At 59.7% G+C, this 15,629-nt stretch carries 12 protein-coding genes; 4 read left to right on the forward strand and 8 right to left on the reverse strand.

Annotated features, from left to right (window positions below):
• Positions 1–180: 180 nt before the first annotated feature.
• Positions 181–1,716, reverse strand: coding sequence for a DUF3732 domain-containing protein (locus VW35_RS21115; RefSeq protein ID WP_046144293.1), 1,536 nt, complete (start codon positions 1,714–1,716; stop codon positions 181–183).
• A gap of 74 nt (positions 1,717–1,790) precedes the next feature.
• Between VW35_RS21115 and VW35_RS17060 the strand changes: the two genes are divergently transcribed.
• A protein-coding gene (locus tag VW35_RS17060; protein ID WP_152662645.1) for an IS3 family transposase occupies positions 1,791–3,019 on the forward strand; the annotation gives its coding sequence in 2 pieces (ribosomal slippage) (positions 1,791–2,139 and positions 2,139–3,019; 1,230 coding nt in all).
• On the opposite strand, the gene VW35_RS17065 is transcribed toward VW35_RS17060, so the two are convergent.
• The 7 genes from VW35_RS17065 to VW35_RS17095 all read right to left on the reverse strand — a co-directional run bounded on the left by VW35_RS17065 (position 3,016) and on the right by VW35_RS17095 (position 12,072).
• Positions 3,016–3,516, reverse strand: a complete 501-nt coding sequence (locus VW35_RS17065; RefSeq protein ID WP_046144296.1) for a hypothetical protein — start codon at positions 3,514–3,516, stop codon at positions 3,016–3,018. The genes VW35_RS17060 and VW35_RS17065 overlap by 4 nt on opposite strands.
• A complete protein-coding gene (locus tag VW35_RS17070; protein WP_342017640.1) occupies positions 3,517–4,053 on the reverse strand; it encodes a three component ABC system middle component in 537 nt (178 codons plus the stop codon).
• A complete protein-coding gene (locus VW35_RS17075; protein ID WP_152662646.1) occupies positions 3,998–4,870 on the reverse strand; it encodes an ABC-three component system protein in 873 nt (290 codons plus the stop codon). Before VW35_RS17075 ends, VW35_RS17070 begins: the two co-directional genes overlap by 56 nt.
• A 742-nt stretch (positions 4,871–5,612) precedes the next feature.
• Positions 5,613–7,679 (reverse strand): ABC transporter ATP-binding protein, encoded by a 2,067-nt coding sequence (locus VW35_RS17080; RefSeq protein WP_046144539.1) that lies wholly within the window; start codon positions 7,677–7,679, stop codon positions 5,613–5,615.
• Positions 7,680–7,683: 4 nt separating this feature from the next.
• A complete protein-coding gene (locus VW35_RS17085) occupies positions 7,684–8,832 on the reverse strand; it encodes an ABC transporter permease (protein WP_083982965.1) in 1,149 nt (382 codons plus the stop codon).
• 9 nt (positions 8,833–8,841) lie between these two features.
• On the reverse strand, positions 8,842–9,834 hold the full coding sequence (locus tag VW35_RS17090) for an ABC transporter permease (RefSeq protein ID WP_046144299.1): 993 nt from the start codon (positions 9,832–9,834) through the stop codon (positions 8,842–8,844).
• Positions 9,835–10,080: 246 nt separating this feature from the next.
• Positions 10,081–12,072: an ABC transporter substrate-binding protein gene (locus VW35_RS17095; RefSeq protein ID WP_200896910.1), complete on the reverse strand. Its 1,992-nt coding sequence runs from the start codon at positions 12,070–12,072 to the stop codon at positions 10,081–10,083.
• 252 nt (positions 12,073–12,324) lie between these two features.
• Between VW35_RS17095 and VW35_RS17100 the strand changes: the two genes are divergently transcribed.
• The 3 genes from VW35_RS17100 (at position 12,325) to VW35_RS17110 (ending at position 15,619) form a co-directional block, all read left to right on the forward strand.
• On the forward strand, positions 12,325–13,356 hold the full coding sequence (locus tag VW35_RS17100; RefSeq protein ID WP_052951824.1) for a LacI family DNA-binding transcriptional regulator: 1,032 nt from the start codon (positions 12,325–12,327) through the stop codon (positions 13,354–13,356).
• A gap of 176 nt (positions 13,357–13,532) precedes the next feature.
• A complete protein-coding gene (locus tag VW35_RS17105; protein WP_046144301.1) occupies positions 13,533–14,783 on the forward strand; it encodes an HAD family hydrolase in 1,251 nt (416 codons plus the stop codon).
• Between the two features lie 47 nt (positions 14,784–14,830).
• Positions 14,831–15,619 carry a metallophosphoesterase gene (locus VW35_RS17110; protein WP_046144302.1) on the forward strand — a complete coding sequence of 263 codons (789 nt, stop codon included), beginning with the start codon at positions 14,831–14,833 and terminating at the stop codon, positions 15,617–15,619.
• Positions 15,620–15,629: the final 10 nt, after the last annotated feature.

Below are 15,629 nucleotides of genomic sequence, written 5' to 3' on the forward strand. Positions count from 1 at the left end.
CCGACATCTTACTGGAGAATTGGCTAAGCACTCGCTTGCGAGGTCAGTGCCGGTTCTGCTGGAGCAGTTGCGTTTCGCGGCGTATCGTCCGAGACTATTAGCAAGCTGTACCGGCTGCGTTAGGCAGAACACCTGTCTGATGCGCTGTTCGGGCCTGTGGTAGCTTCAGGACCTGAAGCTTCAATCTTCAGTCAGCCATGCCCGGGGGATGAGATAATCAGTATCACCACGCCAGTTGGCAATCTGCCTAATGTTGTCATGCTCCTCCCAGGCATGGTGGTCGGCGTGATCTACGATAATTATCTGCAGCCTACCACCCAAACTATTGTACGCGCGTGATATGGCAGCAAAGATACGCTTTGTCCGCTCGAGGTCGTCCTCTGTGTGACTGCCGAGATCGCTGTCATCCTGGTTTTCGGCTACCGCCTTGTCAAAGGTATCGCTCGGAAAATACACTTGTGTGGGCTGATCAATGACTAGAAAGGTCGGCACAGGGTTCGTCGGTTCGCGTTGTAGAAAGACGCCGTGCAGAGCAATAAGGGTAGCCAGATGATAGGCCATCCAATTTTCGCCGCTGCCGATCTCCCAAAGGAAATCAGGTTTGTTACTCTTCTCTCGATCGAAACGCAGGTTCAGTTCGCGAAAGTCGAGAACTGGAATGCCCTCAGCTCCCCCAACTGCTAGGCTATCAACGAACCGGATTACATAACTTGAGATCTTGCTCGAAACGTCCTGGTGCCGCTGCTCCCGCTCATCCTCGTCCAATTCCTCCCGCAAGCGGCGTATTCGGACGTTCAGATCTGCAAGTTGAGCGGCAAGTCCGCTCTCCCCTTCAACATCACCAAGCATTGCCAGTGCTTGTTCCGTACTACCGATGAAACGATACACCGCTTCAAGGGTCTGTTCGCGGCCTGCGTCAATTTCGTCAGCCTTCTCGGCAGCTTGCCTCGTGCGGCGAGCCACGTTAAGGAGTCGTTCTTGCTCAAGCACGCTGGTTTCCAGGGCGATGATTTCACGATCAACTACGGGCATGGTTTGCCGCGTCCCAGCGGACAGCGTTTCTAACTCAGTTATCGCTTCACTGAGTTCATGCAGGCTGTGCCGTGCGGGTTGAGTGTTAGAACCGCAAAGTACGCAGCTTTCTGCGTCGATAGCTTGGCGAAACCAACCTGTTCCTTGTACACGCACCGACTGATCAGTGAGCGCCGCTTCGTATACGCTTGCAGAAGAGTGTAAACTGCGCAGGCGCTTTAGCCGCCGACGACTATCTGATAACGCCTTGCTCGCCGTTTGCTCCTGCTCTCTAAGTGTTTCAAGCCGCCGCGTTGCCGTAGTCGTACGCCCAGCAGCGCCGCTCCCTACACCTGCTGCCGTCACCATAGCCTGCAGACGCTCAAGCAAAGACCCCAAGCTACTCGGCGGTTCGCCTGCTGGTATAAGCCCTAGTTCCTGAGCGCGGAAGAACGCTCCGGTCGCGTTCGCTCTCCAAGTCTCAAGGCCGTTACGACGAAGACGAAGTTCGGCCTCAAGACGGCGATATTCTTGAGAAAGCAAATGCAGTGTATGGCGCCGCACAAGATCGTCGTTAGTGATTACGCCTAGTGCGAGGGGCAACACATTTCGAAGTTTCTCACGATGTTCGGAGGAATCCGTCTTGAAAAACATGGTGTGAGGATTTGCCACGATATGTTGCGGCAGGAAATTGAACGCTGCCATGTGGAGCGCACCCCATTTTGACCGGACAGGCGGCATAGCCGATAAGGCATAGGCATGCGCCTATGAGTACGACTATGTCCAAGAGTTCCGACGAGCCGTTTCGACGGGTCGAAGTCATCACCTCCGTTCAGCGCCGCCGTCGCTGGTCAGTAACCGAGAAGGTGCGGCTGGTGGAGGAAGCCATGCAGCCTGGCATGAGCGTTTCCTATGTAGCCCGCCAAGCCGGCATCTCCCCGTCCCAGCTTTTCGCCTGGAAGCGCCGCATGCTCGAAGGCGGCCATGCTGCCGTTCAGGCCGATGAAGATGTTGTGGGCGCCTCGCAGGTCCGCGAGCTGGAGAAGCGGGTGCGTGACCTCGAGCGCATGCTTGGCAAGAAGACGATGGAAGCCGAGATCCTCAAGGAAGCCCTGGATCTCGCCCGCCCAAAAAAACGGACCTCGCCCTTACTGTCATGGAGCAATCCCGAGGACGATACCCAATGAGCGCCATCGCCCGCACTCTGGGTGTCTCCAGGTCCAATCTCATTGAGCGCACCAGCAAGCCCTCACGGCCGAGAGGACCATATCGCAAGCCCGAGGATGTTACCCTTCTTGCCGAGCTGCGCCCGATCATCGACCAGCGGCCCACCTATGGCTATCGACGATTGACGGCATTGCTCAACCGGCAACGGCGCAGGGAGGGCAAGCCCACCGTAAACACCAAGCGTGTCCTCAGGGTCATGCAGCAGAACGGGCTCACCCTTCAAAAGCATACAGCTCTGCGGCCCACCCGCACCCACGACGGCGTTGTGGTTGCCCTGCGCTCCAATATCCGTTGGTGCTCCGATCATCTGGAGATCCACGCCCGGAATGAAGAGGTGGTGCGGATCGTCTTCGTCATCGACGCCTGTGACCGCGAGATCATCGCCTGGTCAGCCGTTGCCAATGCCGGCATCTCCGGCGAGATGGTCTGTGATCTGATGATCGCGGCTGTCGAGCGCCGCTTCCAAACCCTCAAGGTCCCGCACCGGCTCGAATGGCTGTCGGACAACGGCAGTGCCTATATCGCCCGGCAGACCGCACAGGTGGCAGCGGCATTGGGCATCGACCTGCTCTTCACCCCGGTTCGAAGCCCGCAAAGCAACGGCATGTCCGAGGCCTTCGTCAAAACCCTCAAAAGGGACTACGCCTCAACCGTTATCCTCCCAGACGCCGAGACCATCTTGGCCTTGCTGCCAGAATGGATCGACGATTACTGTGAGGTCCACCCGCACTCCGGGCTCAAGTATCGCTCACCACGCGAGTTCCTGCGCCTCAGTGCCTAAACCCAACCGTCGCCTGTCCGGTCAAACGGGGTCCACTCCACCATGTCTCGAAAGCTTGCACGTCCACCAAACGATTTGCTTTCAGGTTCTAGGCTTAGGTTCGACAGTCCGGAAAGATCATCAAAGAGCTGTTTCACCCTTTCAGTCGTCGCGTTAGCGTGGGGGTTACCCACTCCCGACTCTGTGTCATCTCCCTGCTGCAACCAATACTGGTCTGAGGCTTGCCTGCCATCAGGTCTTCGACGAGCGACGCGGACGGGGCCGATCGCAGTGTCTAAAGTTAAACCGTACCAAGCTGCTTTATCCCGGATAACGCCTACGGGGATGGCGCATTTTCCCGCGCCAAGTACATAATCGATGATCGAGGTGATCGCCGACTTTCCGGTCGAGGACCAACCGGTAATTACGTTAACCTTCTGGGTATCGAACTCGATAATTCTGGGATCATGTGCTGGGTTGTCAGGCCAAATAATCAACTCACGAATATGAAACTTCATTCAAAACTCCACACGGAGGCGGGTAGCGACTGTTTCTAATGGGTCGTCAGAGAACCAGTGGCCGAGACGTTTTGCTGCCGCTACGATCTCGCCACCATGGCCACCGAGGTCTCTTATTTCTTTGGGCAAGACCATTCCGAGCGCGCGAAACGAGGGGCCCAAGGGCGTGAGTTCTCGCGCGAGGATGCCGCTGGCCACACCCACCTGTAAGCCGTGCACGATCCGTTCAAAATTGTCTTCCATTCGGGACTGGATATCAGCAATCAACTCAGGCTCATCGGTCACCACCTTGAGCAGGCCGCTGTCGAATTGCATTCGGCTTATCTTTGCTGCCGCCATGCGATGAAACAACAAGCCGCCAGCTACAATAAAGTGAATCAGCATTGGAGGAGTGCCATCTCCTCTATCTGCGTAGGCTCTGCTGAGAGACCAACAGGCCCGCGCCGTGAGACTTACGTTGCGCAGTATTAGCTCTTCGTGATCAGCTCGCATCGCCATGCCTCGGCCGCGAAGGTGTCCACCAAACGTCGCTGTCATCGGCAAGGCGATGATAGTGACCAGAAGTCATATAGAGCTCGTTGCACGGATCTTGCCCAATAGGCTCATAATGCGAGAATGTGGTCCGAGCCAGTATCAACCGTCCCAACTCATCTTCTGAGCGGCCTACTTCTTCGATAACGGTTTGACGAGCAACACCGCGCCATCGCTGTTTAAGCCGATTGCCGCGGTCAACCCATTCTCGGGCGGGAATCTCTCCCTCTGCAGCGAGACGATACCTCTCAGCACTGAACCGGAGGAAATGCTCTACGGCCTCGAAGATAGTTTCATCGTCTGCACGAACCTCGACTAACCGAGCGACAAAATCGCGGGTCTGGGCGGCTCTGTGTTCAACCTCTGAAACCGTGACGTCCGCGGCAGGACGAGGCAATAGTCTTTGACGCACGAGTTGCCGCGTTATGGCGTGAACTTGTTTTAGGCAAGCAGTTCGCGAAATCATTCCAACTTCGCCATTGCGCCACGCTGTTACGAGTGTCTCCGTCATCCAGCCGAGTAGTCCCTGAACTACGACTTGCTGATCGACACCTGGATCAATGGCAAACCCATTTGCAATGATTGCGCGCGCCTCAGGCCAAGACACATTCTCAACAAGTTCGACACGCGAGAGGAGGGTACTAAGCTGATCGTCGCTCCGACCGAGCACTTCATTTATCAAAGCTTGGATTTGGGTTCCTGCTCTCCCTTTGCCCGCAGTGCGCGCAGTAAGAAGGACATCAGCAATACTGACCTCGTTCTTTGCAAATGCTCGGAGCGCGGATGCTATGGCCCCTTCAGCAACCACATTGGTGACTATCATGTACCTCGCGCACGCGGTTCCACGCTCCTCCATTTGGGTCAGCCAGATCTGTAATGTTCGCCACAGACCTCTGCTCCGGTCGCCGAGCACCGTTCCAGCTCTGACTATGCTATGCTTGTCCTGCTCCTGGAGCTCAACCGTGTCCGCTCGATGAACCGAAACGTCATCTACTCTTTCAACTGCGACTATGTCGTCACGCTTTGCTAGAGCGAGATGATATAGCGCGCGCTCCAGCTGCAGAATGGCAGCTGCTACTTGTGGTTCAGCGTTGTTGTTTAGTTTCGAAGCCAAGGGCGTGCACTTCCTCCGCGGTGCTGCTCATAAAACTCTCGCCCATGATGTTGTGATGCACAAGTGATCGGTTCGTTCGTCCAACAGAACAATTGATGTGTCAGACGTCAATGACCGCGATTGCTCGAGGCTTTTGCGCCCGAGTGTTTGGAGGTAAAGGTAGACTGGGTTATCACGAAGTTTCGGTCCGTTAGCTCCAGGAAGCACTAGCACCATCTTGAGGGCGCCCTGCAAGAACGGTTGGCGAACTTAGCACAGATCTAGCACAGACTGGAAATTATCGTATTACGACAGCCACTTAAGTCGCTTCGTTTCCAAATCATAATCCGTGTGTCGGGGGTTCAAATCCCTCCTCCGCTACCATTCCATTTTTTCGATTTTTTCGCGCGCAGCACGTCTTGAAGCCGGCGTTGCATACGCCGACAATCACAATAAAACGAAATTTCGTCGATCAGGCTGGTACCGTTGTGTGCTTGGGCGCAACCGGCTGCATGCGCAATTCGTCGGACCGGATGCAGGCGTCAAGATGCCCCGCCGCTCCCTTGAGCGTGGGTTGGATCCGCCGGCAGGCCTCGAGCGCATAGGGGCACCGATCGGCAAATGCGCAGCCTTGCAACGGGGCGCTCGTATCCGGCACATGCCCCGTCAACCGGATGCGCGGCCCGCTCTTGCGCGCCCCGCGCCCCGGAATGGCCGCCAATAGCGCCTCGGTATAGGGGTGCCGTGGATTACGGAAGATCTGGTCGGTTTCGCCCAGTTCGACGATCCGTCCGGCATACATCACCGCCACCCGGTCGCTGATATTGGCGATGACGCCGAGGTCGTGGCTGACGAAAATATAGGTCAGCCCCATTTCTGCCTGCAGCGCCTTCATCATGTTGATGATCTGGGTCTGCACCGACACGTCGAGCGCCGACACCGCCTCGTCGGCAATCACAAGTTTCGGGTCCGAAGCCAGCGCCCGCGCAATGGCGATGCGCTGCCGCTGGCCACCGGAAAAGGCGTGCGGATAACGCTCGGCATAGTCCGGGCTCAGCCCCACCCGCGCCAAGAGATCTTGGACCTTATCCTCGATCTCGGCGCGCGAATGATTGCCATTGACCTGCAGCACTTCCCCTATGATGTCGCGCACCCGCATCCGCGGATTGAGCGACCCGGTCGGGTCCTGAAACACCATGCGGATATCCGTCCGCAGCTTTTTGGCATTTTCTCCCCGCGCCGCCCGGACATCCACATTGTCAAATTGCACCGCGCCGCTGTCGGCCCGATGCAGCCCCACCAGCGTCTGCCCCAGGGTCGACTTGCCGCAACCGCTCTCGCCGACAAGCCCCAGCGTTTCGCCGGGAAACACATCGAGCGAGATATCGTTGACCGCCCGCACCGCTCCCACCTGGCGGTGGAAGAACCCGGCGCGAATAGGGAAATGTTTGTGCAGGTTCTTGATGCTCAGCAGCGGCTTTCCCGCTGCCCGCGCCCTTCCCTGCACTGGCGACACGACCTCCGAGACCCTGCTCACCCGATCGAACTTATGCGCCTGCGGCCCATAGGCGTGGCACGCCACCATATGGCCCTGCCCCAGATCGGTATCGAGCACCGCAACATGCCCGCACATGTCCTTGCGCGCCCATTCGCAACGCGGATGAAACGAGCACCCCGCCGGTCGCAGCGCCGGGGGCGGCACCATGCCTGGAATAGCTTTCAGCGGCGCCTTGAAATCCCCGTCAAGCCGCGGCATCGAGGCGAGCAGCCCCTTGGTATAGGGATGCTTGGGGTTCTCCAGCAGTTCCTTGACCGGCGCCCGCTCGACGATGCGCCCCAGATACATCACCGCCACCTCGTCGGCGATTTCGGCAACCACGCCGAGATCATGGGTGATGAACAGCACCACCATCCCCGTTTCGCGTTGCAGCTCGCCCAAGAGGTCCAGAATATTGGCCTGCGTCGTCACATCGAGCGCCGTCGTCGGCTCATCGGCGATCAAGAGCCGCGGCTTGTTGATCAGCGCCATGGCGATCATCGCGCGTTGCCGCTGCCCACCAGAAAGCTGAAAGGTGTAGCTGTCATAACGCCGCGCCGGATCGGGCATGCCGACCTCTTCGAGCATTTTTATGCCCTCGGCTCGCGCTTCCGTCTCGCTGACCTGCCGATGCAGCATCAGCGCTTCGCTGATCTGGTTGCCGATGGTGTAAAGCGGCGACAGAAAGCTCATCGGCTCCTGGTGGATCATCGCGATATCGCCACCGCGCACCTGCCGCATCACCGAACTGGTCGGCTTTTCCTTGGCGATATCGAGCACCGACCCATCGGGGCGCCGCAGATTGATCGAGCCACCCGAGACGCGGCCTGGATGATCGATCACCTGCAAAATGGCCTTGGCCGTCACCGACTTGCCGCAGCCGCTTTCGCCGACAAGGCACAGCGTCTTGCCCGCCGGAATATTAAGATCAAGCCCCGGCACCACGTCGATGGCCCCGGCAAAGGTGATGCGCAGATCGCGAATTTCGACGAGATTTTCCATGGTTTCAGTCCGCATAGGGGTCGGCGGCATCGCGCAGGCCATCGCCGAGGAAATTGAGCGCCAGAACGGCGATCACCACCGCAACACCCGGCAGCAAGAGCCAGGGCGCGGACGCAATGGTGCGAACATTCTGCGCCTCCTGCAGCAGCACGCCCCAGGAGACAATCGGCGTCCGCAGCCCGATGCCGAGATAGGAGAGCGCCGTTTCCGCAAGGATCATGCCGGGAATGGCAAGCGATACGGTTGCGATGATGTGGCTCAAAAAACTGGGCAGCATGTGCCGGAAAATGATCCGCACCGGCCCGCAGCCATCGAGCCGCGCAGCCTTGACGAAATCCTCGTTGCGCATGGCGAGAAACCGCCCGCGCACTACACGGGCCAGGCTCGTCCAGCCCAGCACCGAAAGGATGATGGTGATGAGGAAATAGACCTGTAAAGGCGGCACGCTGGCCGGGATCGCTGCTGCCAGCCCGATCCAGAGCGGAATGGCCGGTACGGACTGGATGAATTCGATAAAGCGCTGGATGACATTGTCGGTCACCCCGCCAAAGAGCCCCGAAATTCCGCCGATCAGAATGCCGAAAACTAGGCTCAGCGCCACGCCGATAAGACCGATCGTCATGGAAATGCGCGTGCCATGAATGGTGCGGCTCAGGATATCCCGCCCCAGCCGATCAGCGCCAAAAAGGAAAAACGGCTGCCCTTCGATCACCGGCCCGAAGAGGTGCCGATTGGTCGGAATGAAGCCGAGCAGATTGTAGCTCTCGCCCTCGACAAAGAAGCCCAAATATATCGGCTGCGTTTCGTCCTCGACAAAGGTCCGGCGCCCCGAATTGTAGTCGATCTCGGACTTATAGGCGTTCACATGCGGCCCGAACGTCCAGCCGGTCCCGTCGTCGCGCCCCAGATGCAACGGCTGCGGCGGCGCATAGCTATAGGCCGGGTTATAGGCCTCCAGCGTCACCGGAGCCAAAAATTCGGGAATGGCTGCGACGAGATAGGCGAGGATGACGACGATGCCACCCGCCACACCCAACCGATGCCGCCGAAATTTTTGCCAGACTAGCGCCCAATGGCCATCAAAGCCGCGCCCGCGCTGATGGGTCTTGGCAACGGGAGAAACGAGGCCGGTGGTTTCGTCAAAGGTACTCATCACTGCCTCTTAGCCCTGCTGATATCGAATGCGCGGATCGAGCCAGGCGAGCAGCAGGTCGCTCAGCAGCGTCCCGATCACCACCAGCACGCTCAGCATAAGGATAAAGCTCGAGGCCATGTACATGTCCTGGGTCCTCAGCGCATCGAGCAGCAGCGGCCCGGTCGTTTGCAGCCCCATGACGATGGCGACGATCGTCCCACCCGAGACGATGTCGACGAAAATGTCGTTCTGCCCCGAGACGAACGGATTGAGCGCGTGCCGCACCGGGTATTTCATCAGCAGGGCGAACTCGCCCTTCCCCTTGGCCCGCGCGGCTGTGACATAGGGCTTGTGCAACTCATCAAGCAGATTGGCGCGGATTACCCGGATGACGCTCGCGGTGCCCGCCGTGCCGAGCACGATCATCGGCAACCACAGATGCCCGAGAAGATCGACGAAACGGCCCCAGCTCCACGGCGCCTCGACATATTCGGGCGAGAAGAGCCCGCCGACATTCACGCCGAACCAGGCAAAGGCGATATACATCGCTGCCAGCGCCAGGAGGAAATTCGGCACAGCCAGGCCCAGAAAGCCCAGAAATGTCGCGAGATAATCACCGGCCGAATAGCGCCGCACGGCTGAATAGATGCCGATGGGAATGGCGACGACCCAGATGAACAGAAGGCTCGCGACCGAGAGCACAATGGTCAGCCCCAGCCGCGGCCAGATGACATCCTTGACCGGCAGGTTGAACGAGAACGAAAAGCCGAAATCCCCGCGCAGCACGACGCCGGAAATCCAGTTCCAATATTGCACCATCACAGGCAGATCGAGCCCATAGGCCTTGCGCAAGGCCTCCTGCTCGGCAATCGGCATGACGTCGCCAGCCGCCGCCGACATTTCGGCCAGGCGCGTGACATAGTCGCCGGGCGGAATGGCAATGACGAGAAACGAGATCAGCGACACGGCGATGAGCGCCGGGATCGCATAAAGGATCCGCCGTATCATGAATGAACCCATCCCGATCTCCTTTCTACCAAGGCTTTGGCACGATGCTTTCCGGTCCACCGAGCCGGCACCTCCCCCTTGATGGGGGAGGATGGGAGGGGGTGCGGGAGCCACGGACTGCGAGCTCGTGAGCCCCCCTCCCCAGCCCTCCCCGTCAAGGGGAGGGTGTCCATCCAGTGTGTGGATACGCCACGCCACCAAACTCCAAGATCGGACAGCCGCGGTGTCCCGCGACTGCCCCGCTTGCAGGGAGTGAACTTACTTGAAGAAGAAGGTCGAGAAATTCGCCGGCGCCGGACCAGGATAGAGCCAGCCCTCGATCAGTTCCGCCGGCACGTTGTGCAGGTTGTTCTTGACCGAACGGTAGTAGCCCGCCGGGTTGGCGATGCCGATGGTGAGGAACTCTTCGGCCAGGAGGTCGGTGAATTCCTTCATCAGCGCAGCCTGCTCGTCTCCGACCGTGGTTGGAATGGTCGAGCGCAGTTCATAAAGCCGCTGCACATTGGCGGGCGGCTCGACCACCGTGACGCCTTCGGCCAGTTCAGCATCGGGGTTGAGGCGCTTCGCATCCCACGCCGCCCAGCCCGACCAGTTACCCAGCGACCAATAGCCATAATCGTTCATGAAGCGGCTGAGATTGAGCAACGGCAGCTGACCGCACCCGTTCTCACCCACCCATACGGCCGCGTCGGCGTCAGGCTTGGCGCGGGCATTCCCGAACAATTCGTCCGAGTGATAATTGACCGTCACATCGAGACCCGCCTGCTTCCATGTGCGCTCGATCAGCTGGAAGGCATCGACCGTGTCGGGCTTGAAGTCGGCATTGATCTCGACCGAGAACCTGAACGGCTTGCCGTCCGGCCCGACGCGCACGCCGCTCGCGTCCTTGGGGATGATCTTGTCGAGATGCTCTTGAGCCTTGGCGAGATCGAACTCGGTGAATTCCTTGGCCAGCTTTTCATTATAGAAGGGCGAGTTCGGCAGCGGCGCCGGCTGGAAGGGCTCGCCTTGGCCGAGATAGATCGTGTCGATGATTTCCTGGCGATTGATGGCGAGCGAGACACCGGCGCGGAAATCCTTGCTCGAGAACACCTCCGCCTTGACCGGATCGGGATGCGTCACCGAGAAGCCGAGCACCGCCGTATTGTAGTCGCAGCTCGTTGCCGGCACGAGCCGATAGTCGCCCGCCTGCTGATTGTCGAAGAACACGGCGCGGTTTTGCGGTGTCGACACATTGCGTGGCGACATGGTGATCTGGCCCTGGATCGCCTGCAGGAGCGTCACTTCCGGATCGGCCGCCACCGCCCAGACGCGCTCGTCGATATAGGGCAGCTGCTGGCAGGACGGATCGACAGCGAAGTAATAAGGATTGCGGATATAGGTCACGCGCTCCTTGCCGAGCAGCGTATCGGTGCCGATCCAGGCATGCACGGATGGGCGCTTGGGGTCGTTGAACTGGGCAGGGTCATTGTAGGACCCGACATTGCCCTTCCACCAGGCGGCATAATCCGTCGTGCCGGCGGCAGCCATCAGTTCGGCCACGCCATCGGGATTCAGGTCGATATCGAACTGCTCCATATAATGCTTGGGAAACTGCACGGCGCGCTGGCCATAGGGTCCGGCCATGTTCTGAAGGAACAGCCCGTTCGGCTCTTCGTATTCAAACGTGACAGTATAGTCGTCGACCTTGGTCACCGTCGGCACGGCGCCGTTGTTCTTGAGCTCGGCGCGCGGCCCGCCGGTCATGACCTTGGGGTTGTTCTCGACGCGATCCCACCAGAAGATGATGTCATCGGCGGTAAAGGGCTGGCCGTCGGACCACTTCATGCCTTCGCGAAGGTGGAAGGTATAGCTGCGGGCGTCCTCCGAAATATCCCAACTCTTGGCGATGCCGGGCACGACTTCGGAGCCATCGACGCTCCAGCGCACCAGCGGTTCGTAGCCGAACTGCCTGATATCGGCGATATTGCCGCCGCCCCAAGAGTCGATGAACTGGCCACCATAGACGCCAACCTCTTCGGCCGGCTGGATCACCAGCGGTTCGAGCGGCAGGCGCTCGGCGACGGGAGGCAAGGTGCCTGCATCGACCATCGCCTTGAGCTGCGGCGCCTCGGTAAAGCCGCTGGCGCAGACATTGGCGGCCGCGTCCTGCGCCTGCGCCGGCAGCACCAGTGCGCCGGGCATGGCACTTGCGCTCATGAGCAGCGATGCTGCCATCAACCGCGTTACTCCGAAACGATCCTTCTGCATTTGCTTCCCTCCCACGAAATGAACACTTCGCATCCTCCGAGGTCCGGCCGATGGGGTTTTGGGCCGAACGTCTCACCGTGTCGAGGGTGCGCAACGCCCCTCATGACTAGTCCCCACATCTATCGGTTTGGTGACGCTATCTTGTAAACGTTTTCAAAACAAGATACCAAAATCGACATGGCGCAGGACGTTAGCGGAGTGCTATCGGAAAGCCCGATCGACCGCACTCAACGTCAACGGAATGCTACCCGAATGGTCACCATCAAGGACGTTGCCAAGCTCGCCGACGTGTCGATCGCCACGGTCTCGCGCGTGGTCAATGGCTATGCCCATGTGCGTCCCGATGTGCGCGACGCGGTCAACAAAGCCATCGACGCGCTCGGCTATCGCCGCAATGGCCTGGCCAGCTCCTTCCGCACCCAGCAGTCCAATATCGTTGGCGTCTTGCTACGCCAGCAGCGCACCCCGTTTTCGAGCGCCCTCGCCTATGCCATTGAAACCACCATGTTCGATCAGGGCTATCGCGTGCTCCTCTGCTCGACAAATGGCGATGCCGATCGCGAGCAGGCCTATCTCGAAACTATGCTCGATATGCGCGTGCAGGGCGTCATCATCCGCCCATCAGGGACCACCGCCAAAACCGTAAAGCAAGTCAACCTCCTGCGCGAACGCGGGATTTCCGTCGCTTTCGTCGATATGAAGCCCAAAATCGCGGCTGTCAGTTCAGTGGTTTGCGACAATTTTTCCGGCGGCTACCAGGGCATGCGCCACCTGATCGAGCTTGGCCATCGCAAGATCGGCGTTGTCGCGGGCGGCGTCGCCCAGCGCGGCGGCAGCCATGATGTCGGCAGCGAACGCGTGCGCGGCATTCGCCAGGCGGCGCGAGATCTCGCCGACGATGTCGAGATCGTCTTCTCTCACCCATTCGACACTGCCAGTTTCGACGTCGGCCGCGAGGTCGGCGCCGCGATGATCACGGAAAACGCCGGCATCACCGCCATCTTCGGCACCACCGACATGCTGGCGATCGGCGTCATGCACGCCGCCCACGCGCTCGGCCTCGACCTGCCGCGCGATCTCTCGATCCTCGGTTATGACGGCGTCCTCGAATCCGCCGTCACCTTCCCGACGCTCTCGACCATCGCCCAGCCTATCCACGAAATGGGCCAGATCGCCGCCATGACGCTGATCGACCACATGAGCGAAGCGAGCAAGTCGCCGCGCCAGACCGTGCTCGAAAACACCCTCATCCAGCGCGCCTCGACCATCCCGCTCGAGGACTAATCCACACCCCTCGCCCGCAGCGCTATACTCCGCCAACAGGCGCAGCCCCACGCAGCGCCAAATCGGAATCCGGAGAAAAAGCAGCGCTCAAAATTTTCAATCACACACGTCTTGCGATCGATAATTGAAAACGATTACAAGAATGGGAGTTACCCGCGCGGTCAGAGGAAAGTTTCATGTCGTCGTCAAACCTGGCCACCAGCGGTGCCGAAATCAAACTGGCGCAGCGCCTCGCGCCGGTCATCCGCTTCAGCGACAACGAGCCTTTCCTGCCGAGCCGTGTCGGCGTTTCGGTGCTCGAAAAGCCCGGTCGCTCGCCCTCGGCGCCGCTCGAGATCACCTTCGGGCCCGGCGTCGCCCAGGTCATCGAATATGCCATCTGGTGGGACTGGGACATCCAGCACCTCTATGAACTCGAGCACATCTGGCTCAAGCTCGACGCAAGCGACGCCGTGATCGCCGTCGAAGCCAGCGCCCATGGCGGTATCTTCGCCATGACCCTTCCCAATGGCGCCCTCCCCCTCGAAGACGGCCGCATCACGCTCTTTTCAGCCCCCGGCAAGCACGCCTTCACCGCCACCGTGGATGATCAGCTGGCGACCGCTGAAATGACGGTGCTGAGCTGTCAGGAACTGGCCGGCCGCGGCGCCATCCTCGTCAACGACACGTTCCGCCTCCCACTCGATGACCTGACCTATGAGGACCACCGCGCGGTCAAGCGTTACCTCCAGGCGCGCGCCTTCCTGCCGTCCTTCAATTTTACCCAGCGTTTCGATCTTTCCTCGGTCGAATTTTCATCCTGGGACGATCTCGCCGCGTGGATTCCCGGTCGCGTTAGAGAAGTGGCGGCTCAGGTCCGCGCAAGCCAACCCCTTCTCAAAGCTGTGTTTCTCGACAGCGGCGATACGCTCGTCAACGAAGCCACCGAAGTCTTCGACGCAGAAGGCTATGTTGTCGAAGCCGGACTTATCCCCGGGGCCTTGGAGATGATCAACGCGCTCACCCGCGAGGGATATCGCCTCGCCCTCGTCGCCGACGGCCGCGTCCGCAGCTTTGCCACCATCCTCGGCGGCCACGGCATCGAACCCCACTTTCACGCTCAGGTCATTTCCGAGGCCGAAGGCTGCGAAAAGCCCGATCGGCGCATGTTCGAAAAGGCCATGAGCGCACTTGATCTAGGCTCAGACGACGCACAATCCATCGTCATGGTCGGCAACCATCTTGAGCGCGACATCGGTGGCGCCAACAAGCTCGGTATCATCAGCATCTGGCAGAGCTGGTCCAAAAAGCGCAGCCACATTCCCGAATTCAGCCACGAAGTGCCGCGCTATACCATACGCACCCCCGGCGAACTCCCGGCTCTGCTTGAAGAGATCGAACTGGTCATGGCCCGCGCAAGCCACAATCCGTCATTCTCATCCGTCTGACATCAAACGCGGATAAGAAGCGCCGGAGCCTTAAAGGGAGGATCACCGTGACCCTGAAATTCATCGTTCTCAGCGACCTCCACGTCATGCCCGAAGGCCAACTTTCCCTGACGCTCGACACCGGCGCCCGGCTCGAACGGGCGGTCGAAACCATCGCTGCCCGCTATGACGATGTCGATTTCTGCGTCCTGGCCGGCGACCTTACCGATCTCGGTCAGCCCGCTGCCTATCAACGCTTCAATTCCCTGGTCGAAAAGATCAATATTCCGGTCCACCTGACGCTCGGGAACCACGACGATCGCGAGAGTTTCCTCTCCGTCTTCGGTCAGGCTCACGTCGCCGAGACCGGCAAGATCGATAAGGCTTTCGACGCCAAGGGCTACCGTATCATCCTGCTCGACTCTTCCGAGCCCGGCCGGGTCGATGGCCTTTTGACCGACGCGCAGATGTCCTGGCTGAAGGCGCGTCTTGCCGAGGCCATGGACCGCCCCGTCATCGTGATCCTCCATCACAACGCCAACGCGCTCCATATCGAATCCGACGATATCCGCATTCTCGATGCCGAGCCCTTCCTCGCCGCGCTCAAGGCCCACCCCGATATCCGCCAGGTCATAGCCGGCCACGTGCACCTGACCTCGACCGCCCTCTGGCGCGGCATCCCCTTCACCACACTCGCCGGCGGCCACTATTACTGCACCGTCGACCAGCCGCATGTCCCCATGCGCCGCCTCCGCGGCCCCGCCCAAATGGCCTTCGTCATCGGCACCGCCGACCAGACAACTGTTCATTTCGACAACTATATCGACGACCACGCTGAGATCATGGGTGTGGAATAACCAACGTCCA

It is taken from the genome of Devosia soli (assembly GCF_000970455.1).
In the GTDB taxonomy this organism is placed as follows: Bacteria; Pseudomonadota; Alphaproteobacteria; order Rhizobiales; family Devosiaceae; genus Devosia; species Devosia soli.